The sequence below is a fragment of the Bradyrhizobium tunisiense genome (assembly GCF_042263385.1).
Classification (GTDB): Bacteria; Pseudomonadota; Alphaproteobacteria; order Rhizobiales; family Xanthobacteraceae; genus Bradyrhizobium; species Bradyrhizobium tunisiense.
Map to the genome: position 1 here is coordinate 109,637 of NZ_JBHLEV010000004.1, position 24,334 is coordinate 133,970.

Sequence of the window (24,334 nt, forward strand, 5' to 3'; positions counted from 1 at the left end):
CGCTCCCTCAGCCAGTGTAGGTGGCTGCCACAATGATTGGACCGAGCACGGTCAGGACCACGTTGCCGACGGCGTAAGGCACGGCAACCCCGAGCACAGGCGTCTGGCTCTCGGCGACCTCGCATGCGCCAGTGACCGCGGCATCGACGGTCATGGCCCCGGCCAGTGCGCCGCAGGTCACGACCGGATTCATGCGCAGCACGTAGCGGGCGAAGAGCGTCGCGACGATCAGCGGCACCAGTGTAATGACAAGGCCCATGCCGACCAGCAGCATCCCATGCGCCTGGATCGCGGCCCAGGCGGCGGCGCCGTTGCCAAGTCCAATGGCGGCGATGAAGCCGCCGAGACCGAGATCGCTCAATATCTGCTGCGCGGCGGGTGGCAGCGCGCCCATGGTCGGACGGCGCGAGCGGAGCCACCCGCAGACCAGACCCGCAATCAGCGCGCCTCCGCCGCCGCCGAGCGTCAGTGCGACGCTGCCGATCTTGACGCTGACGAGGCCCGCAAGCAGGCCAACCGCGATCCCGGTGGCAAGGAAGGCGACATCGGTGCGGTCGCCGGCGCGCAGGATCTGGCCGACATTTGCGGCAGCCCGCTCGATATTGCGCGTGCTGCCGACCAAGGTCATGACGTCGCCGACATAGACTCGCGTATCAGGGCTCAGCGGCACCTCGCGGCCCATCCGGGTCAATGCGCGCAGGAACACGCCGCGCGCATTGGCGCCAACGCGCTCGGCCACGTCCTTGATGGAGCGGCCGTGAAGCTGGCGGTTGTCGACCAGCACCTCGACCACGTTGCCGGGGATCGCCTTGAGGATCTCGTCCGCGTCGATCTCGGTGCCGATGATCGGCCTGGCTGCAACGATGGCGGCGGTTCGTCCCGTGATGACGATGTTGTCGCCGGCTTCGAGCGTCGTATCCAGATGAGGCTCGACGTCGAGGCCCTGGCGGACAATGCGCTCGACCACAGTGCGGCTGCCGAGGTCCTCCTCGAGCGACTTGACGGTGCGGCCCGCTGCGGTCGAGACGAGATAGGCACGCGCCTGGAACTTTCGGTAGGCGAGATTCTCGGTTTGCGGCGCTTCACCGCCTGAAAGCTCCGCCTCCAGCTTCTTCGCCTCGGCCTTCAGGTCGACCCCCATCAATTTCGGCGCGACAAACGGTACGAAGAGCAAGGTCAAGATGTAGCCGAGCACGTAGGTCACGGCATAGCCGGCGGCGATGTTGGCTTCCTGCTGCTTCAACACCTCGCTCGGCAGGCCAAGCTGAGCCAGCGCGCCGGATGCGGTTCCGATCACCGAGGATTGGGTCAGTGCCCCCGCGGCGATACCGGACGCGGTGCCAGGATCAAGCTGAAAGCTGAAGGCAAACGCGAGCACGATGGCAAGTCCCGTGCCTCCGAGCACGAGCGCCATGGCAACCTGCGCCAGCGTACGCATGCTGAGCGAGGCAAAAAACTCCGGTCCGGACCGGTAGCCGATCGTGAACACAAACAGGCTGAACAGGATCACGCGCAGCAGGGACGGGAACGTGAAGGTCCCGAGCTGCCCGATCAGGACTGAGACGATCAGAATGCAGGCCGTGGTGCCGATCGCGAAACCGCGCAACCTGATCCGCCCGAGCAGGGTGCCGATTGCGATGGCCAGCAACAGAAAGATTTCCGGTGCGGCGGTGATGATCCACCTGACGGTATCCATGATCGCGTTCCCCCGGCAGCAGCCACCGATTTGATTCGTGACCGCGGATGGTTTCTTGATCCAGATCAAGCCTTGCCGGCGGCAAGGCGCGGCCAATCAAGTCATGGGAAACCTGCCCCAGCCCGCATTGCCGCCATGAGTATGATGGAGGTCGCCTCTGGCGCGATCCGCCGCGACGAGACGGTCGAGATCGTTCTGCTGCTCGCCTTTGCCGGCGGCTATATCGACGCTTATACCTGGATCATCCACGGCGTGATGGCGAACGCCCAGACCGCCAACCTGATTTTCCTCTGGGTCTATGCGACCGCAGGCGACTGGCCGAAGGCACTTCACTTCGTGCCTCCGATCCTGGCGTTTGCGGTCGGAATCGTGATCGCGGCATGGCTGCGCCGCATCGTCGGCGAGCGAGCCGGCGCGATCAGCACCTTGCTCGAGATCCTGATGCTGATCGCGATAGGCATCCTGCACAATCGGCTGCCGGATCTCGCCGGCACGCTCGGCATATCACTCGTTGCCGCCATGCAGGCCGCTTCCTTTACCAAAGTCGAGGGCACCATTTGCAGCACGGTGATGATCACCGGCAACATGCGCCAGGCGATCGAGACGATTTTTGCGGTCGCGACCGGAGGCGCGGCGCCCGGGACGTTGCGCCGGTCCGGTATCTTCTTCGCCCTATGCGCCGTGTTCGGCTTTGGCGCTGCCGTCGGCGCCTTTGCCACCAAGGGCATTCCCGATCTCGCGCTCGGCATTCCCGTGGTCGCGCTGCTGGTCGTTCTGTTGCGGTGCGAGACGCCGCAGCGCGAGGCGACGTGATGAAGGCCTCGCCAGACCGGGGTTGGACGCGGCTCTTTCCGCCGGCGGAGTGGCTCACCGCCTATCGACGCGAGTGGCTGACATCCGACGCAGTCGCCGGCATCACGCTCGCCGCTTATGCGATTCCCGTCTCGCTTGCCTATGCCGCGCTGGCCGGCTTGCCGCCCCAGATCGGTGTCTACGGCTATATGCTCGGCGGCATCGGCTACGCTCTGTTTGGGTCGTCACGGCAACTTGCGATTGGTCCGACGTCTGCGATCTCTCTGATGATTGCCGCCAGCGTCGGCACCCTCGCCGGCGGAGATGCGGCGCGCTATGCGCAGATCGCAAGCCTCGCAGCTTTCGCTGTGGCGGTACTGTGCTTCATCGCGTGGCTGTTCAGGCTCAGCGTGCTGGTTCGCCTCGTCAGCGACAGCATCCTGATCGGGTTCAAGGCCGGTGCCGGGCTCACCATCATCATGAGCCAGCTGCCGAGCCTGCTTGGCGTCGCCGGCGGCGGGCACAATTTCTTCGACCGCGCCATAAAGCTGTCGGGGCAGCTCGGTCAGGTCGATGCACTCGTGCTGGCAATCGGTGCAGTCGCGCTACTGCTGCTTCTGCTCGGCGAGCGGCTGCTGCCGGGCAAGCCGGTCGGCATCACGATCGTGGCGCTCGCGATCGTCGTGGCAACGCTGCTTGGCCTGCCGGCGCTTGGTGTGCCCGTCACCGGAAAGATCCCGGAGGGCTTGCCAGGGTTGGGGGTGCCGGCATTCGGGCTTCTGCAGTTCGATGAGTTGTTTCCGCTCGCCGCCGGATGCGTCTTGCTGGCTTACATAGAAGGTGTCTCTGCCGCCCGCAGCTTTGCCGCCAAGCACGGCTATTCCCTCGACGTCCGGCAGGAGTTCCTGGGGCTGGGCGCCGCGAACCTCGCGACCGCCTTCGGCCATAGCTACCCCGTCGCCGGCGGACTGTCGCAATCGGCCGTCAACGACAATGCCGGCGCGCGAACGCCGCTGGCGCTGGTGATCTGCTCGGTGGCGCTCGGGCTATGCCTTCTGTTCTTCACCGGGCTGTTGACCAACCTGCCGAAGGCGGTGCTGGCGGCCATCGTCTTTGCGGCCGTCTACAGGCTTGTCGACCTCCGCGCGCTGCTGCGGATGTGGCAAGTCAGCCGGATCGACTTCTATGCCGCTGCCATTGCCCTGGTGTCGGTGCTGCTGCTCGGCATCCTCCAGGGCGTATTGCTGGCCTCGATTGCGTCGATCTTCCTGCTGCTCGCGCGAGCCTCGCGGCCGAACGTGGCATTCCTCGGCCGGCTGCCGGGAAGCGGTCGTTACTCCGACAGTGCGCGGCACGATGATGTCGAGCCGCTGGTCGGTGTCATTGCGTTTCGCCCGGAAGCCTCGTTGCTCTACATCAATGCCGAGACGATCCTGGAGACGGTGCTGGTCGCACTGCGGAACTCGCCGCGCCTCCAGCTCGTAGTCTGCGACCTCTCGGCGTCGCCCTACATTGACCTTGCTGGCGCGCGCATGCTGCGCGACCTCAACGATGAGCTCGCGCTCCGCCACGCCAGCTTCTGCATCGTCGGCGCGCATGCACAACTGCGGGACCTGCTGCGGGCGGAAGGATTGGCTGAGAAGACCGACAGCGGCCAATGGCTGCGATCGCTGGATGCCGTCTTGGGCGACCACCAGCACGCTTCGAGCAGGCGAACGCCATAGCGACACCGTGTTGCGATGCAACTGGCATCGCAGCGATCGCGGCCCGCCCAGAATGCGCGCGACCGTTGACTTGGATCAATGGTGCATCCTGCGCCGCACCCACGATCCTCTCATCAACCTTCGCCTCAGGGATCGGGAGAAACGCATGTCCAAAGACGCCAAGCCCACACAGAAGCGCATTGATCAGTTCTTTTCGGGCCCGGGAGCACGGGCTGACGATTGGCGTGATCTTGTCGATGCTGCGAAGGCGTGGGCTCGCGGCGGCGACCGGGCAAAATACGATGCAGCACTGGTAGATCTCTCGGTCACTGAGGAGTTTCACGGCTATCCCGGCCTGCAATTGATGGCGGCGCTGCGTGAAGCGGCGTCCGCCGGCGATGGGGCAACATCGCTTGCCCTTGCGACCCGGATCACCCAGGCGTTGGCGACGCGATCCTTCCGCCAGCATGCCGGCGACTGGAGCGCGAAGGACGATGGCAATGGCGATGCACCCGAGCTGGTTCCCCCGACCTTCGGCGCGCATACGACACGCAGGCCCTATTTCGAGACCCTGATCGTCACCGGGGTATCTCCCGGCCAATGGCCTGCGCTCGCCGCCGAATGGCGCAAGCTCCGCCGCCCGGTCGATGCCTTCATCTATGAGCCGGTCATCGTCGGTAGCCTCGAAGACGCCTTCTGTGCGACGATGCTCAATCCCAACATAGGCGCGGTCATCATCAACGAGGGTTTTGGACTGCGCTCGCGGCATAACGCTCCGGTGCTCCGCTCGATCACGGCCACGGCAGGCCTCAACGACGAGTCCGACGCATCCGCGCTGCGGCTTGCCCAGATCATCAAGCGCGTCAGGCCCGAGCTCGATCTCTACATGATCTCGAATCGTGACGTCGAGGAGCTCGCCGGCAACCCCGAAGCCAGCGTGGTTCGCCGCATCTTCTATTCGGTTGAGGAACTGCTGGAGCTGCATCTGTCGATCCTCGAAGGCATCCAGGATCGCTACGATACGCCGTTCTTCGACAATCTGAAGAAGTACGCGCAGCGCCCAATCGGGACGTTCCACGCGCTGCCGATTGCCCGTGGCAAATCCATCTTCAAGTCGGACTGGATCCGCGACATGGGCGAATTCTACGGCCCGAACCTGTTCCTGGCCGAGAGCAGCGCGACCACGGGCGGCCTCGACAGCATGCTGGAGCCGACCGGCAACATCAAAAAGGCGCAGGAGAAGGCAGCGCGCGCGCTCGGCGCTGATCGTGTCTTCTTCGTGACCAACGGCACCTCGACCTCGAACAAGATGGCGGTGCAGGCGCTGCTTGCGCCGGGTGACATCGCGATTGTCGACCGCAACTGCCACAAGTCGCATCACTACGGCATGGTTCTCGCCGGCGCCCAGCCGCTCTACGTCGAAGCCTTCCCGATGACCGAATATTCGATGTATGGCGCCGTGCCGTTGAAGACGATCAAGCAGGCGCTGCTCAGCGCCAAGGCCGACGGCCGGCTCGAGCGGGTCAAGATGCTGGACCTCACCAACTGCACCTTCGACGGCCACATCTACAACACCCGCCGGGTGATGGAGGAATGCCTCGCCATCAAGCCCGACCTGATCTTCTTGTGGGATGAAGCCTGGTTCGGCTTCGCGCGCTTCTCGCCTTTCCTGCGCCGGCGCACAGCCATGGGGGCCGCCAACGAGATCGAGGCCTGGATGCACGATCCGAAGTCGGTCGCGGCCTATGAGAAGCAGCAGGCCGAGCTCGGCAAGAATCCGTCGGATGAAGTGCTGCTCAAGACGCGGCTGATTCCCGATCCGCGCCAGATCCGGTTGCGTGTCTATCAGACCAACTCGACCCACAAATCGATGTCGGCGATCCGGCAGGGTTCCATGCTCTCGGTCAAGGACGTCGAATTCCACACGGTCGAGCAGCAGTTCAAGGAGGCCGTCTTTACTCACGCCTCGACAAGCCCGAACCAGCAGCTCATCGCCAGCCTCGACATCTCGCGGCGTCAGATGGAGCTGGAAGGGTATGGCCTGGTCGCCAATGCGATGGAGATCGCGCTCGCCATCCGCCACGCCGTCAACAACAACCCGCTGCTCTCGAAGTATTTCCGCATTCTTGGCGCCGATGTCATGGTGCCGACGCAATACCGCCAGAGCGGTTTCACCGATTATCTCGCACCGGGCGTCAACTGGGCGAATACGCTGAAAAGTCTGGACGAGGACGAGTTCTGCCTCGATCCAACCCGGATGACGCTGGTGTGCGGCACGGCCGGCTACGACGGCACGCAGTTCAAGGGCATCCTCGCCAACGAGTACAACATTCAGGTCAACAAGACCTCACGCAACTCGGTGCTGGTGCAGTCCAACATCAACAACACCCGCAGCGACGTCGCGCATCTGATCCGCGTCCTTGCCGAGATCGCGGGCGAGGTCGATCGCGGACTCGCGCAAGGCGGCGCCAACGCGAAGAAGACGTTCGAAGCCCGGGTCAAGAGCTTGATGACCGACGTGCCTGACTTGCCGAACTTCTCGCATTTCCATCCGAGCTTCCGCGGCGATGCCGGCACCAAGACCAATGAAGGCGACATCCGCAGCGGCTTCTATGCCGCCTATGACGTGGCGGGCTGTGAGCACATCCGCCTCAACGATCCCGAGATCGACCGGCGGCTGAAGTCCGGGCCCGAACTCGTCTCCGCCAATTTCGTGATTCCCTATCCCCCGGGCTTCCCGATCATGGTGCCGGGGCAGGTCATCACCCAGGAGACGATCGACTTCATGCGCAAGCTCGATGTGAAGGAGATCCATGGCTACGACGCCAAGGAGGGGCTCAAGCTGGTGCGCACCGAGGCCTTGGCGAAGCTCGGCCGGCCAAAGCCGACCGCAACGCCGAAGCTGAAGGCCGCGTCATAAGCCGTTAGAGGGGACGAACATGCAGGCGTTCTTTACATTCTTGCAGCAGAATCCGTATCTGTTGCTGTTCTTCGTCGTCGGGCTCGCCGTTTATATCGGCCGGGCCAGCATCAAGGGCTATGGCCTCGGTATGGTCGCCGGTGCCATCGTCGTGGGCGCCGGGCTTGCGGTCTGGTCTTCGAGCTACGGCGTGAAGCTCGAGCTGAACAATTTCACCAAGAGCTTGTTCTACTATCTCTTCATGTACGGTGTCGGCTTGCGGGTCGGGCCTTCCTTCCTCAACAGTTTGAGGGGAGACGGCATCAAGTTCGTGTTCCTGGCGGTGGTGTCGAGCGTTGCCGGCCTCGCGCTGGTCGTCATCTTCGCCAAGCTTTTCGATCTCCCGACCGGCGCCGCCGGCGGCATGTTGGCAGGATCGCAGACCATGTCGGCTGCGATCGGCTCGGCTGAACAGGCCATCACCTCGGGTGTCGTCAAGCTGCCTGAAGGCATGAAGCCCGAGGATGCAACGGGCATGATCGCGCTATCCTACGGTATCACCTACATCTGGGGTACCGTCGGCATCATCCTGATTTGCAAATACTTGCCGCGCTGGTGGGGCATCGATGCCAAGGCGGCGGCGAAAAAGTACGAGAAGGACTTCGGCGTCAAGGATCTGGAGGGCGGCGGCCTGACCGGTTATCGGCAGTTCGGTCTGCGTGCCTATCGACTGGAAAATCCGGCGCAGGTCGGCATGAGCATCGCCAAATTCCGCTCGATCCACCCGGAATACCGCATCGTCAACGTGGTGCGCGGCGGCGAGCCGCAGGGAGCCGATCCCGATCTGGTGCTGCAAAAGGGCGACGTCGTCGCACTCGGCGGCTCGACCGAGCATCTCACCGACAAGATGGGCCTGATCGGGCCCGAGGTGGCCGATACCGCAGCGCTCGGCATTCCCATGGACCAGGCGGATATTCTTGTCACCAACAAGGAGATGGTCGGACGGACCTTTGAATCCTTCCGCGACACGGCGATCGCCGGCCAGTTGCAGGTCACCAAGGTCGAGCGTGGCGGTGTGCCTCTAGCCGCCGGTCTCAAGACCGAGCTGCAACGGATGGACATCGTCTCGGTGGTCGGCCTCAAGTCGGCCGTCAATGAGCTCGGCGAAATGTGGGGACGCATTGCGCGGACCAACACGTCGACCGACCTGTTGACGCTGGCCGTGGGCATGATCCTCGGATTCCTGATCGGCAGGATCGAATTCCCTGCGTTCGGTGCCAAGATCGGCCTCGGCAATGCCGGTGGCCTGTTGCTGTCCGGCGTGATCGTATCTTCGATCGTGTCGCGGTTACGCTTCTTCGGCAACACGCCGAACGCGGCGCGCAACGTGCTGGAGGATCTCGGGCTCGTCGTCTTCGTGTCCATCGTCGGCATCAATGCCGGTGCCGGACTCCTGGCGCAACTCACCGGCGCGATTGCCTTGAAGATATTCATCGCCGGCTTCATCGCCTGCACGATCCCTCCGTTCATCGTCTGGGCGATCGGCTTCCATGTCTTCAAGATCAACCCGGCCGTGCTGATGGGCGGCGTTGCCGGCGCTCGGTCGCATTCCGGGCCATGTCGTGAAGCGGCGGTAGAAATCCAGAGCACGGTACCCTGGATCGGATTCCCGGTCGCCTATGCCGTCTCGGGCATCCTGCTCACTGTGTTCGGCTACTTCGCAATGATCCTGGCTCAATGAACGGCGCGACAACCAAAAAGGGGAAGTGACATCATGAGAAAGCTTGCTATCGGCGCCGTCCTGGCTACCTCGCTCGCGGTCGTTGCCGGTTTCAGCACGCCATCGCGTGCCGACACTGGCCAGGTCGCCGTCGTGTTCACCAAGGGCGGCTTCATCGTCGGCGTCGGTGGCGGCGAGGGCGTGTTGCTGTACCGGGGCAAGAAGTATCCGTTCACTGTCTCGGGCATGAGCGTGGGCTTCACAATCGGTGCCTCCACGACCAAGTTCGTGGGTCGGGCCCTCAATCTCAGGGGGCCGGCATCGATTGAAGGTTCCTACGCCGTGGGCGGAGCAGGCGGGGCTGTCGCAGCGGGTGCAGGCGCCGTGCAGCTTCAGAACGCCAATGGCGTGATTCTTCAACTCAGTGGTCCGAAAATCGGGGCGGAAGTCTCGGCTGCGGTCGGCGGCGTCACGATCCGTCTGAAGTAGGCAGAGCAAACGGGCTCACGACAAAACGGGCTGCGTCACCGCAGCCCGTTTCATCTCGGGAGCCATACGCGTCAATATCGCTCTTCAACGAATTTCAGTCCACGCAGACTGGCCTGGTCGTTATAGCGTCCCTTATGCGACCGCGAAGGCAGGTTGACCTTCTCCCTTTTGATCTTCTTGTAGGGAATGGTTTGCAGGATGTGCGAGATAGCGTTGAGGCGCGCGCGCCGCTTGTCGTCGGAGCGGATCAGTCGCCACGGCGCATGCTTGGTGTCGGTTGCCTCGAACATCATGTCGCGCGCGCGGGAATAGTCGTACCAGCGGCCGAACGACTCGGTATCCATCGGGCTCAGCTTCCATTGTCGCAGCGGATCCTCGATGCGCGCCTGGAAGCGAAGCTCCTGTTCCTCCATCCCGACCTCCAGCCACAGCTTGATTAGGACGATGCCGGCGTCGACCGCAAATTTCTCGACCAGAGGGCACAATTCCAGGAAACGCTTGTGCTCGGTGGGCGAGCAGAAGCCCATGACATATTCAACGCCGGCGCGGTTGTACCAGCTGCGGTCGAAGATTACGATTTCGCCTCCGGCCGGAAATTGTTCGATATAGCGTTGCATGAAGAGCTGGGACTTCTGCCGGTCGGAGGGCGCGGGCAGGGCGCAAACGCGGAACACGCGGGGGCTCACCTTCTCGGTCAATGCCTTGATCGTTCCGCCCTTGCCAGCGGCGTCGCGGCCTTCAAAGATGATGATCACCTTTAGTTTCTGGGCCTTGACCCATTCCTGAAGATGGCAAAGCTCGATCTGGAGCTTCTCCAGTTGCTTCTCATAGTCCTTCCGCTTCATTCGCTCCGCGGGCTCGTCCTTTGCCATCCGGTCCTCTCATCAGTTCGAGTGGCACTCAATCCCCCCAGGAGATGACGACACCGATATCGCCCGGCACGCCGCCGGGAAAGTCGATGATCTGATACGCGATGCGATAGCCGCGCGGCTTGAGGTAGTCGGTCCAGAGCTGGAATATCTCCTTGGGAATGCCGGTGAGCGTGTTCTCCCAGCCCTTTTCCATCTGGTTGATGGCCCGGCCCTTGTCGGTGCACAGCGAGTTGGGGAAGCGATAGACCTGGACCTCGGTCAGGCCGTTCCGTACCGCACGCTGGATGATGGTCGAGGCCAGCTTGATTTTCTCCTCCTCGGTCTTGCCGGAGGGCTTGCTGAGCCGTTCAATCAGTGCGCGCTTCTCCGCCTCGGCGGCCGCAGCGGCGCGCGCGTAGGCGTCGGCCTTCTCGGCCTCCTTGAGGGCAGCTTCCTTCCGAATCTGAGTGGCATTGGGAATGAGATCATCGAGGCCAGGCATGACTGACGGCTCCCTGCTTTGGGCGTGTGTCCACTTATGCGCTGACCGAAGGCTAGGTCCCGGTGGAGACGCTCCCTTGATCCAGATCAAGAGGTGCCCTCTGCCAGCGAATGATCGTGACCGGAAAGGGCCGCGGTCGGCTCGGTCGCTTGTGGGAGATTATATTGGGCGAGCAGCTTCATCCGATGGCCCCGCATCATCTTCCCTTCTACGTCGCACCGGCAAGCGGAACCGACACGCTGATGGTCGTGATGGGCGTGTTCCTGATCGGCACCGTGATGTGGGTCGGCACGCTCTACTGGCGCCTACACAGCCTGCCGGAGCGTATGGCGCACAAGTCGCAGAAGCTGCAATTCGAAATTGTCGCGGTGCTGGGAATCATTTCGCTGTTCACGCACATGCACGTCTTCTGGATTGCTGGGCTGTTGCTCGCGATGATCGATATTCCAGATTTCGGCACGCCGTTGCGCAGCATCGCCAATTCCGTCGAGAAGATCGCCGACGCGGCGCCTGATGAAGAGGAGCCTGAGCAACCACGTCCGACGCGCCCACCGGTGGTCAGTCCCGAGCGGGAGAAGGAGCGCGATCATGCTTGAGCTCATGATTTGCTCCCTCGTCACCATCCTGCCCGACTATCTCTACCGCCGCTACGCCCAGGGCAAGCGCTTCGGCAAGGAGATCACCTTCTTCTCGATCTGGTACGAGCTCCGTTGGGGCATCACCGGCTGCCTGATGCTGACGGTGTCGCTGATCACGATGATCTTCTACTTCCACCCGGCGACGTCGTCGGCAACGCTGTATTTTCGCACAGTGCCGATCCTACCCGAGGGCTCGGGCCGCGTGGCTGACGTGAAGGTGGGCTTCAGCGCTCCCGTGAAGAAGGGCGACGTCCTGTTCACGCTCGATAGTTCGAAGCAGCAGGCCGCGTACGAGACTGCGAAGCGAAAGATCGCGGAGGTCGATGCAGCCGTGCAGGCGGCGCAGTCGGAGGTCGTCAAGGCCGACGCGCAGATCGGTGAGGCGAAGGCCAATTATCAGCAGGCCAAGGACGAGCTCGACGTCAAGACCGAGCTGCAGCGCCGCAATCCCGGAATCGTTCCGCAGCGCGACATCGAGAAGCTCCAGGTGCTGCTCGATCAGCGCCAGTTCAGCCTGGACGCGGCCACGGCAGCGCGGCAATCCGCCTCGCTGCAGGTATCCACCTTGTTGCCGGCGCAGAAAGCCAGTGCGGAAGCCGCGCTCGATCAGGCCCAGGTCGATCTCGACAAGACCTTCGTGCGCGCCGGCGTGGACGGAAGGGTCGAGCAGTTCCTCATTCGCTCCGGCGACGTCGTCAACCAGCTGATGCGGCCGGCGGGGGTGCTCGTTCCGGAGGGCGCCGGTCGCAAGGCGTTGCAGGCCGGTTTCGGCCAGATCGAAGCGCAAGTGATGAAGGAAGGTATGGTGGCGGAAGCAACCTGCATCTCGAAGCCTTGGGTCATCATCCCACTCGTGATCACGACCGTGCAGGATTATATCGCCGCCGGACAGTTTCGGTCCGGCGAGCAGTTGATCGAGGCTCAGAACAACGTTCGACCCGGCACGATTTTGGTGTTCCTCGAGCCGCTCTACAAGGGCGGGCTCGAGGGCGTAACGCCGGGCAGTAGCTGCATCGTCAATGCCTACACCAGCAATCACGAGGAAATCTCGGCCAAGGATACGTCGACCAGCCGGAAGATCGCGCTACATGTCGTCGACGGCGTCGGCCTGGTCCACGCGCTCTTGCTGCGCATCCAGGCGTTACTGCTTCCGATCCAGACCCTGGTGTTCAGCGGCCATTGAGGGCGCAAGAAAGGCCAATCGAATGAGCTCACATTATTTAATGTTGCTCGGCGCGACATTTTTGCTCTCGCTGCCTCTCATGTCTGGTCGCTCTGATGCCTTGGACCTTAATGGGGCGTGGGTCAGCGACGCCGACAATTGCGCCAAGGTGTTTGAACGCAAGGGTGCGCAGCTTGGCTTTACCGACATGTCGGATGCCTATGGCGGCGGCTTCATCATCGACGGTGACCAGATCATCGGCAAGTTTGCGCGCTGCCGGATCAAGACAAGGAAGGACAGCGGAGCGAACGTCAACCTGATCGCGACCTGCGCCACCGACATGATGCTTTCAAGTATTCAATTCAGTTTGAAAGAGCTGGATGCGAACAGTCTCGCTCGCCTCTTCCCGGGCATGGAAGACATGGAAATTCGCTATCAACGTTGCCCTGCCAGATAGCGACAAGTTCGCTTCGCTTGATTCATGTCAAGCAATGAGGCGCACAGGATGCGTTGAATTCCGTCACCTCGGGAGGATTGCATGAGCCAAGCAGCAACCAGACGAACCGCAATTGGAGCAGTCGGCACGGCCCTGCTGCTCGCCGCCATTTCACCGGCCCGCGCTGATGATCCGGCGAAGATCCTCAAGTCGATGACCGACTATCTGGCGGGCCAGAAAACCCTGTCGGCTTCGTTCGACAGCGATATTGAGATCATTACACCTGAGCTTCAGAAGATCCAGTTCGCGAGCTCCGGCCAATTCAAGCTGAGCAGGCCCGACAAGTTGCGGGTCAGGCGCACCGGCGGTTACGCCGACGTCGAGCTGGTCTATGACGGCAAGACGGTGTCGCTCTACGGAAACGGCGCCAAGTCCTACATGCAGGCAGATGCGCCCGACACGGTGGACAAGGTGATCGACACGCTTCAGGCCTCGTCGGGCGCAGCCATGCCAGGCACCGATCTGTTGCTCTCCAATGCCTACGAAGAACTGGTGCAGACCGCGATGGAGGGCAAGCATATCGGCCACGGCGTGGTTGACGGCGTCGAGTGCGAACATCTGGCATTCCGTACAGCCGACACCGATTGGCAGATCTGGATCGAGATCGGCGCCAGTCCGGTGCCCCGCAAATACGTGATCACCAGCAAGACGCTGACAGGGGCGCCCCAATACACGCTGCGCATCAAGGATTGGAAGACCGACGCCTTCGCCGATCCCGACACGTTCGTCTTCAAGGCGCCCGTGGGGGCGACCAAGGTGACACTGGATTCGGTGGCGATGACCGAATTCGACGAACTTCCCCCCGGCACACCTCCAGGAGCCAAGAAATGATCATGTTGCGGAAACTGTTGATCGGCACTTCGGCGGCAACCGCCTTTGCTGCCGGCCTGTTCTGGAATGACACAGGCCCCGTCTTCGACCGCGGCTTCCTTGCGGAGGCTCAGGCCAGGGTGGGCCGGCCGCTGACACCGATGAGCTATGCCGGTGTGGCCCGGCGGACGACGCGGCGGGCGGTGGTTGGGGCTGGCGTCGCGGCGGGCGCGGCCGGAGCCTACTACGGATCGTCCTGCGTTCAGGTCGTCGATGCTTACGGACGCGTCGTCACGCGCTGCTGAGACGAGTTGCAGTCGCGCGGACCCTGGTGGCACTATGCAATTTCCGCTAGAACTCCACCGGAGAGCGGCGTTCGAGCCCGCGCGGGAATGATGATGAGCGCGAGCGGGACCAATCGGGCCGTCAAATTCGGGCGGGCCACGGCGATCTTGCTGTGGTTCGGCCTGATCCTGGCTTCATGCATTCCGTCTGGGCCGGCCGGTGCCGTTCAGCTTGGCGAACCTCGCTATCGCGAGCTGAAGCGCGTGCTGCTGCTGCATTCCTTCGGGCGGGAATTCCGCCCCTGGAGCGAGTATGCGCGGAGCATCAAGGCCGAGCTCGAACGGCAATCGCCTTGGCCGCTCGACATCCAGGAGCACACGTTGCTCACGGCACGCTTCAACAATCCAGGTCCGGAAGCGCCTTTCGTCGAGTATCTCAGCTCGCTCTATCAGGGGGCGCTGCCCGACATCGTGGTGAGCGTCGGCGCACCTGCCGCGCGGTTCGTGCAGCAGTATAGAGGGAAGCTGTTTCCCGACACACCGACCGTGGTGGCGGTCGTCGAGCAGCGGCTGGTAAATCCTGTTGATCTCACCGACCGCGACGTCGTCGTTGCAGTCCGCAACGATTTCGTGGCCGCGTTCAACAACATTCTCCAGCTCCTTCCCAATACCACGACGGTGGCCGTCGTGATCGGTGCCTCGCCGCTGGAGAGGTTCTGGATCGAGGAGGTGAAGCGAGAATTGAAGCCGTTGGAGGGCCGGATCGACCTCGTTTGGTACTCCGACCTGCCATTCGACAATATCCTCAAGCGTGCGTCGACGCTACCAGAGCATACCGTCTTGTTCTGGGGGCTGATGTCGGTGGACGCCGCGGGCATCATGCACGAAGGCGACATCGCCCTGCAGAGCCTTCATGCCGTCGCGAATGCGCCGATCTTTTCCTACCAGGAGCCGTTCTTCGGCAGCAGCACGGTCGGAGGTCCGATGCATTCGGTCTCCGAAACGACTTCAAAGACCGTCAACGCCGTGATGAAGATCCTCGGCGGCGAGAAGCCGGCCAACATCACCTATCCGCCGATCGGATTTGCGCCGCCGAAATACGATTGGCGGGAGCTTCAGCGCTGGCGCATCAGTGAAAGCAATTTGCCGCCTGGCAGCGAAATCCTTTTCCGCGAGCCGACTTTCTGGGAAAGGTACAGGTGGCAGGTCCTGCTGTTGGCGAGCGTGATCCTGGTGCAGACCGGCCTGATCGGTGGTCTGCTGCACGAGCGCAGGCGCCGCCAACATGCCGAGATCGAATCACGCCAGCGACTTGCCGAGCTTGCCCACGTCAACCGTTATGCGGCCGCCGGCGAGCTGACGGCCTCGATCGCGCACGAGCTGAACCAACCACTCGGCTCGATCCTCACAAATGCCGAAACCGCAGAGCTCATGCTGAAGGGCGCCTCGCCCAACCTGGAGGAGATCGGCGAGATCCTCGCCGATATCAGGCGCGACGATCAGCGGGCGAGCGAGGTGATCCGCAGGTTGCGCAGCGTTTTGAGGAAGACGCCGTTCGAGGTCCGGGATATCGAGCTCAACGCGACAGTGCGCGACGCGATTGGGCTTGTCGTTGCCCTCGCCAACGGACGGAGGATCGCATTGACCTACATGCCGGCCGTTTTTGATCTCCACGTCAAGGGCGACCCCGTCCAGCTCCAGCAGGTCATCCTCAATCTGATCATCAATGCGATGGACGCGATTTCGGATGCGGAAACGGTCAAACGCGAGGTCAGCGTGAGCACCGTACAGGCCGGCGCCCACGCCGAGATCACAGTCGCCGACACCGGGCCGGGAATCGCGGCCTCCGATCTCGCAAAGGTCTTCGATCCGTTTTTCACCACCAAGCCGCAAGGGATGGGCATCGGGCTTGCGATCGCAAGGACCATCGTCGAGGCCCATGGCGGCACAATCTCTGCCGCGAACCGATCCTCAGGTGGGGCGCTTTTCACGATCCGGCTCCCGATCGTGCGCAGGTAGCTGAAACCATCATCGTGGCGCGCCGAAAGCGGGACGCCATTTCATTGATCTCGATCAACAAACGTCCGACGGCCAGCCCGATCCTCCCGATCGAACGTGCGATGGAGGGAGTAATGTTTCGCTGCTGTAAGACTTTTATGGCGCTTGCATTGGTCGTTGCGGTTCCCGTTGCAGCGACGGCGCAGACCCCAGCGCCGGTGCTGCCGAGCACACAGGCCCAGCCCGCCGTTCCGCCAGCTCCGACCGTAGACCTGTTGAAGCCTGAGCAGCTTGAGGCGCTGGTCGCGCCGATCGCCCTCTATCCCGACGAACTGCTCGCCAACGTGCTGGCGGCCGCGACCTATCCGCTCGAGGTTGTGCAAGCGGACCGCTGGTTGAAGCAGCACAAGGCCCTGAAGGGCGATGCGTTGAAGACCCAGGTGGACAAGCAGGCCTGGGACGACAGCGTCAAGGCGCTCAGCAGCACCGCCGACGTCCTGACCATGATGAGCGACCAGCTCGAATGGACCAAGAAGCTCGGTGACGCCTTCCTCGCGCAGCAGGCGGACGTGATGGACGCGATCCAACGCCTGCGCAACAAGGCCTACGACAACAAGAAGCTGGTCACGACGAAGCAGCAGAAGGTCAGCGTCCAGTCTCAGGAGGGCAAGCAGGTCGTCGTCATCCAGCAGGCCGATCCCTCGGCGATGTACGTGCCGTATTACGATCCCGCGACGGTCTACGGCGGCTGGCCCTATGCGGAGTACCCGCCCTATTACTGGGGCTACCCGTCCTATATTGGCGCCGGCATGGTGGCGGCCGGCATTGCCTTCGGCACCGCCTGGGCGATCGGACGCTGGGGCAATTACTGGGGCGGCGGCTGCAATTGGGGCAACCGGAACGTCTACGTCAATCATCGCACCACCAACATCGGCAACGGCTGGCAGCACAATCCGGCACATCGTCAGGGCGTGCGCTACAACAACACCAACGTTCAGCAGCGTTTCGGCAACAACAATCTGAAAGCCGGCGCGTCGGATCGAATGGATTTCCGAGGCCGTGACGGCAATCAGGTGCTGCGTCCGAGCCAGGGTGCGGGAGATCGCGCGGGTGACCGGGCCGGAGACCGCGCTGGAGACCGCGGCGATCGTCCGGGAGCAGGTGATCGCGCCGGTGCGGGTACGCGAGACCGGCCGGGCGGCGGCGATCGAGCCGCTGCGAGTGATCGCGCCAAGGGTGCCGGCAACCGGGCCAAGGGCGGCGGCGATCGTGCGAAGGCTGCAAATCGCGCGGGCGGCGGTGCGGCCAACCGCGGCGGCGGCGGAAATCGCGGCGGCGCGATGAACGTCTCGTCCGGCCGCTCCGCGGCTGCGGCGTCGACGCGTGGACGATCCAGCATGGCGAGCATGCCGCGCGGCGGTGGCGGACCGAGCATGGCCGGCCGTGGCGGCGGCGGAATGTCGATGGGCGGTGGTGGCGGATTCCGCGGTGGCGGAGGAGGCGGCCGCGGTGGCGGCGGTGGGCGGCGCTCGGACATCGCGCTGAAGCATGATGTCGTCCTGCTCGGCCATCTCGGCAGTGGGCTCGGCTATTATCGCTTCAGCTATATCGGGAGCGACAAGGCCTATGTCGGCGTCATGGCGCAGGAGGTCGAACAAGTTGCGCCGAACGCCGTGACGCGCGGCAGCGACGGGTATCTGCGGGTTCATTACGAGAAGCTTGGTCTGAAATTCAGCACTTACCGCGACTGGATCGACGGCGGTGCGAGGATTCCTGCGGAGGTGACGCCATGATAGGCCTGACATCGTTTCGTCGCGCCTTGTTGCCGGGCATCATGGCCCTGGCGCTGCTTGGCTCCGCAGCACAGGCACAGCAGTCCTACAAGACACCGGAGGACGCAGCTACGGCACTTGCAGCCGCGGTCAAGAGCGGACCGCGCGATATCCTGAAGGTGCTCGGCAAGGCGGCCGAGGACATCGTCTTCTCCGGCGATGAGGTTGCCGACGACAACATACGCCAGCGCTTCCTGTCGATGTATGATGCCAAGCACGGCATCAAGGCCGAGGGCAACAAGACCGCGACCCTGATGCTGGGGCAGGACGATTTCCCGTTCCCGATTCCGCTGGTCAACACCAAGACCGGCTGGGAGTTCGACACCGACGAGGGACGGATCGAGGTGCTTCGCCGCCGCATCGGCCGCAACGAGCTCGATGCGATCCAGACCGCGCTGGCTTTTGTCGATGCCCAGAACGAGTATGCCGACAAGGACCGGGGCGAGGGCGCCGGCGTCTACGCGCAGCGCATCGTTTCTTCACCCGGCAAGAAGGACGGCCTGTTCTGGCGTGACGACAGCGATCCGAGCCCGCTCGGCGCGCTCGTGGCCGAGGCTTCGAAGGAGGGCTATCGCGGCGGCGATGCCGGTCCTGCACCGTATCATGGCTACTATTTCCACATCTTGAAGGGACAAGGCCCTGACGCGCCCGGCGGCGCGCTCAATTATGTCGTCAAAGGCAAGATGATCGGCGGTTTCGCGTTGATTGCGTGGCCTGCGGAGTACGGCAATTCCGGCGTGAAGACCTTCCTGGTCAACCATACCGGCACCGTCTACGAGAAGGATCTTGGCAACCGCACCGATTTCGTCGCCTCGCGTACTACGCTGTTCAATCCCGATCAGACCTGGAAAAAGGTCGATGCCGCCAAACCTTGAACGGCGAATGATGCTGCGAGGGCGCGCATCGCCCCTCGTCGCGATGTTCGTGCTGGTGCTCGCCCTTGTCGCGCCGTGTACGCAATCCTTCGCGCAGGCCGCCGGTCACGTCCACGCCAGGATCGTCAAGGCCGGCCTCCTGGTCGGCGGCGGTGCCGGCAGCGGCGTGCTGACCTATCGCGGCAAGACCTATCCGTTCAAGATCATCGGCATGAGCTTCGGCATCACCGCCGGAGCCACCATTGGCCGGCTCGACGGCTGGGCCTCAGGCATCCGCGACGTCAGTGATTTCGCCGGCACTTACAGTTCTGTCGGCGGCGGCTTTGCCCTTGTCGGCGGCGCCAACGGCGTCCAGCTCCGCAACGAGAAGGGCGTGAGCATGGTTCTGCGGGGACCAAAAGCAGGCCTCGAACTCGCGGCCAACATCAGCGCGATTACCATAAGCTTCAGATGAGGTGTACGGAGATTGGGCTTGCGAAGGGCGCTCCGCGCGCCGGACCCGGACTGGGCATCCGGCGCACCGCTCTCGCGGCGAAAAACGAATTGGAGCAGCGCAAGGACCTTGCAAGAGGGGTCGCGAGAAGTTTTTCGAGGGGGCGCCGGCGCGGTCGAAGGGGCGGCGAAGCAGCGCCTTGACAGGGGCGCGCGCCTGAATATTTTTTGCGCCGGAAGATGTTTCTTCCTGCACCGCAAAATCGAAAAGGACCCGTGAAAGACCGTCAGGAGTGACGACGATGCTCGATCAGGATTTCGCCCGCATCCGCGCGCACCGCAATAATTTGTCTCGTTATCGACGCCTGCTGAAGACCAGGCTGTCGGACATTGAGCGCCAGTTTATCGAACGACGTCTCGCCGAGGAGCAGGCCGCGCTCGAGGCTCTCGCCGCCGACGTCTTCCCGGTCGCCTTCAGCCTTCCGAACATGCCATCGGTTTCCACTGCTGCGGGAGCGGAACGATGAGTGACGTCCGCAACCTCCTCATCCGCGGCAGCGAAAAGGTGATCGGGCACTACCGCATGTTGCTGGCCGGTGCCAGAAGCGAGAGCGAACGCGAGCTCTATCGCGCCCGGATCGAGCGCGAGCAGCGCTTGCTCGATTCGCTCCAACACGGCTTGGTGGATCGATCGGCGGCGTGAGGAGCTACCCCTCGTATTGGTCCGGTCCCATCGCCCAGAGCGACTGGTCGTGGCCGTACGCGTAATTCCGGTTATTGAGCGCGGGATTGCGATTGACCATCGGCCGCATGAACATCGGATGGGTGGCGCTGCGCACCTCGTGCTCGACCGTGAACAGCGGCTTGCCGCTGTCGAGGTCGACGATGTCGCAGAACCGGTACTGGTATTGATTGTCCTCGCGGGAGACCAGCTTGCGCGCCAGGAGCTTTCGATACGGGCCGGAGAAGTCGGTGATGTACATCTGCAAATGATGCCCATCATAGTCGCGCTGCGGCTGATCGGTCTCGCGGAACAGCAGATGCTGGTTGCGGCCCGTCTTCACGGCGGCGACCGTGCCGTCGCCATTCCACAGCTCCGATGGCATGCCCATGATCTCGGGGTAGAAGGCGCAGATGCCGCGCGCCGATCCCACGGGCACGTCGAGCTCGACATAGGGAATGCCGAGCGCGATGCGCCCGAAGCGCGCGGCGTCGGGCTCGTAGCAGCGCAGGCGGTTGCCCCACGGACAGATCGCCTCGACGTGGTCGTTGCGCTCGGCGAAGGCGAAGGCAGTGCCCTCGAGCTTCTTCGCGACTGACGCCAGCCGCCCCAGCAGCGCCTCGCGGCCCGCGATGACGAGCCCGATATGGCCCCGCAGCACCTGCGGCTTGCCGCTCGGCAGGTGAAACTGGCTTCGTCCGGCGTTGATCCACATGTTGGTGTCCGACACCATCAGAAAGGGATCGCGGGTCAGTCCGAGCCCCGCGACGTAGAACAGGGTGGCGAGGCGCTGATCCGGAACCTGGATGTTGACGTGCTCGAAATGGATGGCATTGCCGAGATCTTCTGCGGATCGGTCGAATTGTTGCGGCATGGATGGGCACTCTGGCTGGGGGCTGGAGTGCATATTAGAGCAGAATTTCCGTCCGCCGAAACGGGGCGCCGATCAAATATCGGGGCAGCGCACGATGCCCGTTGCCACCTTGCCGTAGCAGCTGTTCCCTGTAAGCTCTCCAAAACATCAGGGAAGGGATCGATGGGAGGAGTTCTGGAGGGCGTGCGCGTCCTCGATTTCGGGCGCTACATTGCGGGCCCCTATTGCGCGACCCTGCTGGCCGAGTTCGGGGCTGAGGTCATCCGTGTCGAGAAGCGCGACGGCAGCGAGGATCGCTTCGTGGCGCCGGTCGGGGAAGGCGGCGAAGGCGCGCTGTTCCTCCAGATTAATCGCAACAAGAAGTGCATCACGCTCGATCCGATGAAGGTGGAGGGGCAGGAGGTGATGCGCCGCCTGATTGGGACCGCGGACGTCGTCGTCGCCAATCTGCCGCCGCAGACCCTGCGCGCGATGAAGCTCGACTACGAGTCCTTGAAGGCCATCAAGCCCGACATCATCCTGACGACGGCAACTGCATTCGGCGGGCCGGGGCCGTGGTCCGACCGCGTCGGTTTCGACGGCGTCGGGCAGGTCATGTCGGGGGCGGTGTACATGACGGGCACCGGGGATCCGCCGTATCGCGCCGCGGTGAACTGGGTCGATTTCGGCACCGCGCTGCATTGCGCGTTCGGCACGCTCGCCGCGCTGATCGAGCGCGGCAAATCCGGGCGTGGGCAAATCGTCGAAGGCGCGCTGCTCGCAACCGCGCTGTCCTTCACCAATGCTACGCTGATCGAGCAGGCGGTGATCAACGTGAACCGCGTCCCGACGGGCAATCTCGGCCAGACCGCTGCGCCGGCCGACATCTACCGGACCCGGGACGGCTGGGTGCTTTGCCAGGTCACCGGACATCCGCTGTTCAAGCGCTGGGCGCGGCTGATGGGCGAGGAGGAATTGTGGCTGAACGATCCGCGCTTTGCCGACGACATCAGCCGGGGCAACAACGGCCCCGTGATCAGCGAGCGGATGGCGCGCTGGTGCGCCGAGCGCACCACGCAGGAGGCCGTCGATGCGTTGGGCAAGGCGATGATTCCGACCGGGCCCGTGCTCTCACCGCAACAGGCGCTGGATCATCCGCACATCCGCGCGGCCGGTTTCATGCAGGACGTCGACTATCCAGGCTTGCCGAAGCCCGCGCCGGTAACGCGTGCTGCGGTCCGGTTGTCGGAAACGCCGGGCGAGATCGCAACGCGCCCGCCGACGCTCGGCGAGCACACCGATCTCGTCCTCGCCGAGCTCGGCTATGATGCGGCGGCGATCGCGGCGCTCCGGCAGGATGGTGTCATCTAGAGCAATTGCTTCAACGCCTGTGCGTCAGCTGGTGCCGCGCTCTTCTGGTCGTTGTCGAAATAGACATAGACGTCGCAGCCCTGCCGCTTCCAGGACTTGATGCGCTTTGCCCATTGCGCCAGCGTCGCCTTGGTATAGTGCCCGTGATAACGCCCGCTCGGCCCGTGTCCGCGCACATAGACGAAATCCGCCGTGCGCTTCCATGGCGCCGGCGCATCGTGATGGTCGGACAGGCACAGCGACATGTTCTCGTCCGCCAGCATGCGCAAGATGCGCGGCTGATACCAGCTCGGATGACGGAATTCGAAACTGTAACGTCGCTTGCGCGACAACAGCTTGAAGAAAGACGCGAGCCGGTCGGCATTCGCCTCGAACTGCGGCGGCAGCTGGAACAGGATCGGGCCGGCCTTGCCGCCGAGGCGGGAGATGCGGTCCTCCAGCAGCGCGAGGCTGTTGTCGGAGCGCTCCGACAGGCGCTTCCAGTGCGTGATGAATTTCGACGCCTTCCAGGCGAAGATGAAATCCCCGCCGGTCTGCTCGCGCCAGCCTTTCACCGCTTCGGGCGTCGGCGTGCGGTAGAACACGCCGTTCAGCTCCGTGGTGTCGAACTGTCCGGCGTAGTAGCGCAACTGTTCCTTCAGCGTCACGCCCTCGGGAAAGAACGGGCCGCGCCAGGAATCGTAGTGCCAGCCGGAGGTGCCGATCAGAACGCGCGCCATGTTTCACGTGCCATCCGTTGCCGTTTGCCGGAAGGAACGTCCATGCCGTCGATACGTTTCTCACGGGCTTGATCAACGCAGGACCGGAACCGATGTACGCGCTGTTCGAAGGCAACAAGCAGATCGGCGATCCCTTTCCCACCGAGAAAGAGGTGTGGGAGGCCGCCCTGATCGAGGGGCTGGTGACCGACGTTCCCGTGGCGGACGAGGAGGGCGGCCGGCTTCTCCCGGAGGGATATCACGTCGCGCGCGTCGAGGAGGCCTTCGAGCCCCGGCCCGGCTGGAAGCTGCCACGCGAGATCTCGTGAGCTAGTTCGACGCCAGCGCCGCCTTGGCCACTTCGGCCATCCAGCTCGATGCCATCGGCAGGATCGCGTCGTTGAAATCGTAGCGCGGGCCGTGCAGCTCGGCGCCGTCGCGGAGCTCGCCATTGCCGATCCAGACGAAGGCGCCCGGCCGCTGCTGGAGATAATGGGCAAAATCCTCGCCGGCCATGCTGGGCGCGAGGTCGCGCCGCAGCTCGGCCCGCACCTTCGCAGCGGCGATCCGGGCCAGGCCCGCCTCATCAGGCGTGTTGATCACGACACCGACGCCCATGACGATCTCGGGCGTCATCTTGACGCCAAAGCTCGTCGCGATCCCGGCGCAGGTGCGCTCGATCCCGTCGAGGATGACGTCCTTGACGGCGTCGCGGTGGTACCGCAGCGTGCCGCGGATGGTCACGCGTCCGGCGATCTGGTTCGGCGCGGTGCCGCCTTCGATGGTGCAGAGCGAGAGCACGGCGGTGTCGAGCGGATCGACGCTGCGCGAGGTGATCGATTGCAGCGCCACGATCAGATGGCCGGCCGCCATCACCGGATCGCGTGTCAAATGCGGCATGCCGGCGTGGCCCGCATGGCCCTCGATGGTGATGGTGACGCGTCCGCCGGAGGCCATGACGACGCCGTCATGCACGGCGATGGTGCCGGCGGCAAGGCCGGGCCAATTGTGAAAACCGAACACCCGCTCCATCGGAAAGCGGTCGAACAGACCGTCCGCCACCATCGCGCGTGAGCCGCCAAAGCCTTCCTCGGCCGGCTGGAAGATGAAGTCGACCGTGCCGCTCCAATCGGTATCGCTGGTGAGCAGGGCGGCAGCGCCGAGCAATGAGGCGGTGTGGCCGTCATGGCCGCACGCATGCATGACGCCTGGTGTTTTGGAGGCGTAGGGCAGGCCGGTGTCCTCGGTGATCGGCAGCGCATCCATGTCGGCGCGCAGGCCGATCCGCCTCTGCGCATGCCCGCGCGTCAATGTCGCGACGACGCCATGCCCGCCGACGCCTGCCACGAAGGGAATGCCGAGCTCGGTGAGCTTGTCCTGCACGAAGGCGGCGGTCTCCTTCTCCTGGAGCGAAAGCTCGGGGTGCGCATGAAGGTGCCGGCGCCACGCGGTCAGTTTCTGGTGCAGCTCGGGGGGCAAGATGGGGTCTTTCGCAAAGTGTCGGTTGCCGCA

At 63.6% G+C, this 24,334-nt stretch carries 24 protein-coding genes; 18 read left to right on the forward strand and 6 right to left on the reverse strand.

Features of this window, described 5'->3' with window-relative positions:
- Positions 1 to 7: 7 nt before the first annotated feature.
- Entirely contained in the window at positions 8 to 1,696 is a 1,689-nt protein-coding gene (locus ACFDR6_RS19345; protein ID WP_375859181.1) for an aspartate-alanine antiporter-like transporter, read from the reverse strand.
- A gap of 135 nt (positions 1,697 to 1,831) precedes the next feature.
- Between ACFDR6_RS19345 and ACFDR6_RS19350 the strand changes: the two genes are divergently transcribed.
- The 5 genes from ACFDR6_RS19350 (at position 1,832) to ACFDR6_RS19370 (ending at position 9,299) form a co-directional block, all read left to right on the forward strand.
- Positions 1,832 to 2,509 (forward strand): YoaK family protein, encoded by a 678-nt coding sequence (locus ACFDR6_RS19350; RefSeq protein ID WP_212080927.1) that lies wholly within the window; start codon positions 1,832 to 1,834, stop codon positions 2,507 to 2,509.
- The gene (locus tag ACFDR6_RS19355; RefSeq protein WP_375859182.1) at positions 2,509 to 4,212 is read left to right on the forward strand and encodes a SulP family inorganic anion transporter; all 1,704 of its coding nucleotides are present in this window, start codon (positions 2,509 to 2,511) and stop codon (positions 4,210 to 4,212) included. The genes ACFDR6_RS19350 and ACFDR6_RS19355 overlap by 1 nt, the downstream gene beginning before the upstream one ends.
- Before the next feature lie 145 nt (positions 4,213 to 4,357).
- On the forward strand, positions 4,358 to 7,111 hold the full coding sequence (locus ACFDR6_RS19360; protein WP_375859183.1) for a decarboxylase: 2,754 nt from the start codon (positions 4,358 to 4,360) through the stop codon (positions 7,109 to 7,111).
- Positions 7,112 to 7,130: 19 nt separating this feature from the next.
- Positions 7,131 to 8,831: an aspartate:alanine exchanger family transporter gene (locus ACFDR6_RS19365; protein WP_375859184.1), complete on the forward strand. Its 1,701-nt coding sequence runs from the start codon at positions 7,131 to 7,133 to the stop codon at positions 8,829 to 8,831.
- Between the two features lie 33 nt (positions 8,832 to 8,864).
- On the forward strand, positions 8,865 to 9,299 hold the full coding sequence (locus ACFDR6_RS19370) for a hypothetical protein (protein ID WP_126259941.1): 435 nt from the start codon (positions 8,865 to 8,867) through the stop codon (positions 9,297 to 9,299).
- A gap of 71 nt (positions 9,300 to 9,370) precedes the next feature.
- On the opposite strand, the gene ppk2 is transcribed toward ACFDR6_RS19370, so the two are convergent.
- On the reverse strand, positions 9,371 to 10,171 hold the full coding sequence (gene ppk2, locus ACFDR6_RS19375) for a polyphosphate kinase 2 (protein WP_212080931.1): 801 nt from the start codon (positions 10,169 to 10,171) through the stop codon (positions 9,371 to 9,373).
- A 28-nt stretch (positions 10,172 to 10,199) separates the two neighbouring features.
- On the reverse strand, positions 10,200 to 10,652 hold the full coding sequence (locus tag ACFDR6_RS19380; protein ID WP_212080932.1) for a hypothetical protein: 453 nt from the start codon (positions 10,650 to 10,652) through the stop codon (positions 10,200 to 10,202).
- Positions 10,653 to 10,837: 185 nt separating this feature from the next.
- Between ACFDR6_RS19380 and ACFDR6_RS19385 the strand changes: the two genes are divergently transcribed.
- The 11 genes from ACFDR6_RS19385 (at position 10,838) to ACFDR6_RS19435 (ending at position 19,882) form a co-directional block, all read left to right on the forward strand.
- A complete protein-coding gene (locus ACFDR6_RS19385) occupies positions 10,838 to 11,248 on the forward strand; it encodes a hypothetical protein (protein WP_375859559.1) in 411 nt (136 codons plus the stop codon).
- Positions 11,241 to 12,473, forward strand: coding sequence for an HlyD family secretion protein (locus ACFDR6_RS19390; protein ID WP_317240631.1), 1,233 nt, complete (start codon positions 11,241 to 11,243; stop codon positions 12,471 to 12,473). The genes ACFDR6_RS19385 and ACFDR6_RS19390 overlap by 8 nt, the downstream gene beginning before the upstream one ends.
- 22 nt (positions 12,474 to 12,495) lie before the next feature.
- Positions 12,496 to 12,909: a hypothetical protein gene (locus ACFDR6_RS19395; protein ID WP_375847635.1), complete on the forward strand. Its 414-nt coding sequence runs from the start codon at positions 12,496 to 12,498 to the stop codon at positions 12,907 to 12,909.
- 81 nt (positions 12,910 to 12,990) lie between these two features.
- A complete protein-coding gene (locus ACFDR6_RS19400) occupies positions 12,991 to 13,779 on the forward strand; it encodes a DUF2092 domain-containing protein (RefSeq protein ID WP_375859185.1) in 789 nt (262 codons plus the stop codon).
- Positions 13,776 to 14,063, forward strand: a complete 288-nt coding sequence (locus tag ACFDR6_RS19405; RefSeq protein ID WP_212080937.1) for a hypothetical protein — start codon at positions 13,776 to 13,778, stop codon at positions 14,061 to 14,063. Before ACFDR6_RS19400 ends, ACFDR6_RS19405 begins: the two co-directional genes overlap by 4 nt.
- 93 nt (positions 14,064 to 14,156) lie before the next feature.
- Positions 14,157 to 16,061 carry an ATP-binding protein gene (locus ACFDR6_RS19410; RefSeq protein WP_375859186.1) on the forward strand — a complete coding sequence of 635 codons (1,905 nt, stop codon included), beginning with the start codon at positions 14,157 to 14,159 and terminating at the stop codon, positions 16,059 to 16,061.
- Positions 16,062 to 16,174: 113 nt separating this feature from the next.
- A complete protein-coding gene (locus ACFDR6_RS19415) occupies positions 16,175 to 17,833 on the forward strand; it encodes a DUF3300 domain-containing protein (protein ID WP_375859187.1) in 1,659 nt (552 codons plus the stop codon).
- Positions 17,830 to 18,747 (forward strand): DUF2950 domain-containing protein, encoded by a 918-nt coding sequence (locus tag ACFDR6_RS19420; protein WP_375859188.1) that lies wholly within the window; start codon positions 17,830 to 17,832, stop codon positions 18,745 to 18,747. Before ACFDR6_RS19415 ends, ACFDR6_RS19420 begins: the two co-directional genes overlap by 4 nt.
- 7 nt (positions 18,748 to 18,754) lie before the next feature.
- The gene (locus ACFDR6_RS19425) at positions 18,755 to 19,201 is read left to right on the forward strand and encodes a hypothetical protein (RefSeq protein WP_375859189.1); all 447 of its coding nucleotides are present in this window, start codon (positions 18,755 to 18,757) and stop codon (positions 19,199 to 19,201) included.
- A gap of 280 nt (positions 19,202 to 19,481) precedes the next feature.
- Positions 19,482 to 19,706 (forward strand): hypothetical protein, encoded by a 225-nt coding sequence (locus ACFDR6_RS19430; protein WP_212080942.1) that lies wholly within the window; start codon positions 19,482 to 19,484, stop codon positions 19,704 to 19,706.
- The gene (locus ACFDR6_RS19435) at positions 19,703 to 19,882 is read left to right on the forward strand and encodes a hypothetical protein (RefSeq protein ID WP_212080943.1); all 180 of its coding nucleotides are present in this window, start codon (positions 19,703 to 19,705) and stop codon (positions 19,880 to 19,882) included. Before ACFDR6_RS19430 ends, ACFDR6_RS19435 begins: the two co-directional genes overlap by 4 nt.
- A 4-nt stretch (positions 19,883 to 19,886) precedes the next feature.
- Here the strand turns inward: ACFDR6_RS19435 and ACFDR6_RS19440 are convergent, their stop codons facing one another.
- Positions 19,887 to 20,774 (reverse strand): hypothetical protein, encoded by an 888-nt coding sequence (locus tag ACFDR6_RS19440; RefSeq protein ID WP_212080944.1) that lies wholly within the window; start codon positions 20,772 to 20,774, stop codon positions 19,887 to 19,889.
- Between the two features lie 162 nt (positions 20,775 to 20,936).
- Here ACFDR6_RS19440 and ACFDR6_RS19445 point away from each other — a divergent pair, with 162 nt between their 5' ends.
- A complete protein-coding gene (locus ACFDR6_RS19445; RefSeq protein ID WP_375859190.1) occupies positions 20,937 to 22,124 on the forward strand; it encodes a CaiB/BaiF CoA transferase family protein in 1,188 nt (395 codons plus the stop codon).
- On the opposite strand, the gene ACFDR6_RS19450 is transcribed toward ACFDR6_RS19445, so the two are convergent.
- Positions 22,121 to 22,843, reverse strand: a complete 723-nt coding sequence (locus ACFDR6_RS19450) for a DUF72 domain-containing protein (protein WP_375859191.1) — start codon at positions 22,841 to 22,843, stop codon at positions 22,121 to 22,123. The two genes, ACFDR6_RS19445 and ACFDR6_RS19450, sit on opposite strands and share 4 nt — an antisense overlap.
- 92 nt (positions 22,844 to 22,935) lie before the next feature.
- On the opposite strand from ACFDR6_RS19450, the gene ACFDR6_RS19455 reads away from it, so the two are divergent.
- Positions 22,936 to 23,151, forward strand: a complete 216-nt coding sequence (locus ACFDR6_RS19455; protein ID WP_247529554.1) for a hypothetical protein — start codon at positions 22,936 to 22,938, stop codon at positions 23,149 to 23,151.
- 1 nt (position 23,152) lies between these two features.
- Here ACFDR6_RS19455 and ACFDR6_RS19460 read toward each other — a convergent pair whose 3' ends face one another.
- On the reverse strand, positions 23,153 to 24,301 hold the full coding sequence (locus ACFDR6_RS19460; protein WP_375859193.1) for an amidohydrolase: 1,149 nt from the start codon (positions 24,299 to 24,301) through the stop codon (positions 23,153 to 23,155).
- Between the last annotated feature and the right edge of the window lie 33 nt (positions 24,302 to 24,334).

Excerpts from the sequence above, each read along its gene's own strand:
- ACFDR6_RS19345 (WP_375859181.1), bottom strand. The coding sequence starts at position 1,696 with ATGGATACCGTCAGGTGGATCATCACCGCCGCACCGGAAATCTTTCTG.
- ACFDR6_RS19350 (WP_212080927.1), top strand. The coding sequence starts at position 1,832 with ATGAGTATGATGGAGGTCGCCTCTGGCGCGATCCGCCGCGACGAGACG.
- ACFDR6_RS19355 (WP_375859182.1), top strand. The coding sequence starts at position 2,509 with ATGAAGGCCTCGCCAGACCGGGGTTGGACGCGGCTCTTTCCGCCGGCG.
- ACFDR6_RS19360 (WP_375859183.1), top strand. The coding sequence starts at position 4,358 with ATGTCCAAAGACGCCAAGCCCACACAGAAGCGCATTGATCAGTTCTTT.
- ACFDR6_RS19365 (WP_375859184.1), top strand. The coding sequence starts at position 7,131 with ATGCAGGCGTTCTTTACATTCTTGCAGCAGAATCCGTATCTGTTGCTG.
- ACFDR6_RS19370 (WP_126259941.1), top strand. The coding sequence starts at position 8,865 with ATGAGAAAGCTTGCTATCGGCGCCGTCCTGGCTACCTCGCTCGCGGTC.
- ppk2 (WP_212080931.1), bottom strand. The coding sequence starts at position 10,171 with ATGGCAAAGGACGAGCCCGCGGAGCGAATGAAGCGGAAGGACTATGAG.
- ACFDR6_RS19380 (WP_212080932.1), bottom strand. The coding sequence starts at position 10,652 with ATGCCTGGCCTCGATGATCTCATTCCCAATGCCACTCAGATTCGGAAG.
- ACFDR6_RS19385 (WP_375859559.1), top strand. The coding sequence starts at position 10,838 with ATGGCCCCGCATCATCTTCCCTTCTACGTCGCACCGGCAAGCGGAACC.
- ACFDR6_RS19390 (WP_317240631.1), top strand. The coding sequence starts at position 11,241 with ATGCTTGAGCTCATGATTTGCTCCCTCGTCACCATCCTGCCCGACTAT.
- ACFDR6_RS19395 (WP_375847635.1), top strand. The coding sequence starts at position 12,496 with ATGAGCTCACATTATTTAATGTTGCTCGGCGCGACATTTTTGCTCTCG.
- ACFDR6_RS19400 (WP_375859185.1), top strand. The coding sequence starts at position 12,991 with ATGAGCCAAGCAGCAACCAGACGAACCGCAATTGGAGCAGTCGGCACG.
- ACFDR6_RS19405 (WP_212080937.1), top strand. The coding sequence starts at position 13,776 with ATGATCATGTTGCGGAAACTGTTGATCGGCACTTCGGCGGCAACCGCC.
- ACFDR6_RS19410 (WP_375859186.1), top strand. The coding sequence starts at position 14,157 with ATGAGCGCGAGCGGGACCAATCGGGCCGTCAAATTCGGGCGGGCCACG.
- ACFDR6_RS19415 (WP_375859187.1), top strand. The coding sequence starts at position 16,175 with ATGTTTCGCTGCTGTAAGACTTTTATGGCGCTTGCATTGGTCGTTGCG.
- ACFDR6_RS19420 (WP_375859188.1), top strand. The coding sequence starts at position 17,830 with ATGATAGGCCTGACATCGTTTCGTCGCGCCTTGTTGCCGGGCATCATG.
- ACFDR6_RS19425 (WP_375859189.1), top strand. The coding sequence starts at position 18,755 with ATGATGCTGCGAGGGCGCGCATCGCCCCTCGTCGCGATGTTCGTGCTG.
- ACFDR6_RS19430 (WP_212080942.1), top strand. The coding sequence starts at position 19,482 with ATGCTCGATCAGGATTTCGCCCGCATCCGCGCGCACCGCAATAATTTG.
- ACFDR6_RS19435 (WP_212080943.1), top strand. The coding sequence starts at position 19,703 with ATGAGTGACGTCCGCAACCTCCTCATCCGCGGCAGCGAAAAGGTGATC.
- ACFDR6_RS19440 (WP_212080944.1), bottom strand. The coding sequence starts at position 20,774 with ATGCCGCAACAATTCGACCGATCCGCAGAAGATCTCGGCAATGCCATC.
- ACFDR6_RS19445 (WP_375859190.1), top strand. The coding sequence starts at position 20,937 with ATGGGAGGAGTTCTGGAGGGCGTGCGCGTCCTCGATTTCGGGCGCTAC.
- ACFDR6_RS19450 (WP_375859191.1), bottom strand. The coding sequence starts at position 22,843 with ATGGCGCGCGTTCTGATCGGCACCTCCGGCTGGCACTACGATTCCTGG.
- ACFDR6_RS19455 (WP_247529554.1), top strand. The coding sequence starts at position 22,936 with ATGTACGCGCTGTTCGAAGGCAACAAGCAGATCGGCGATCCCTTTCCC.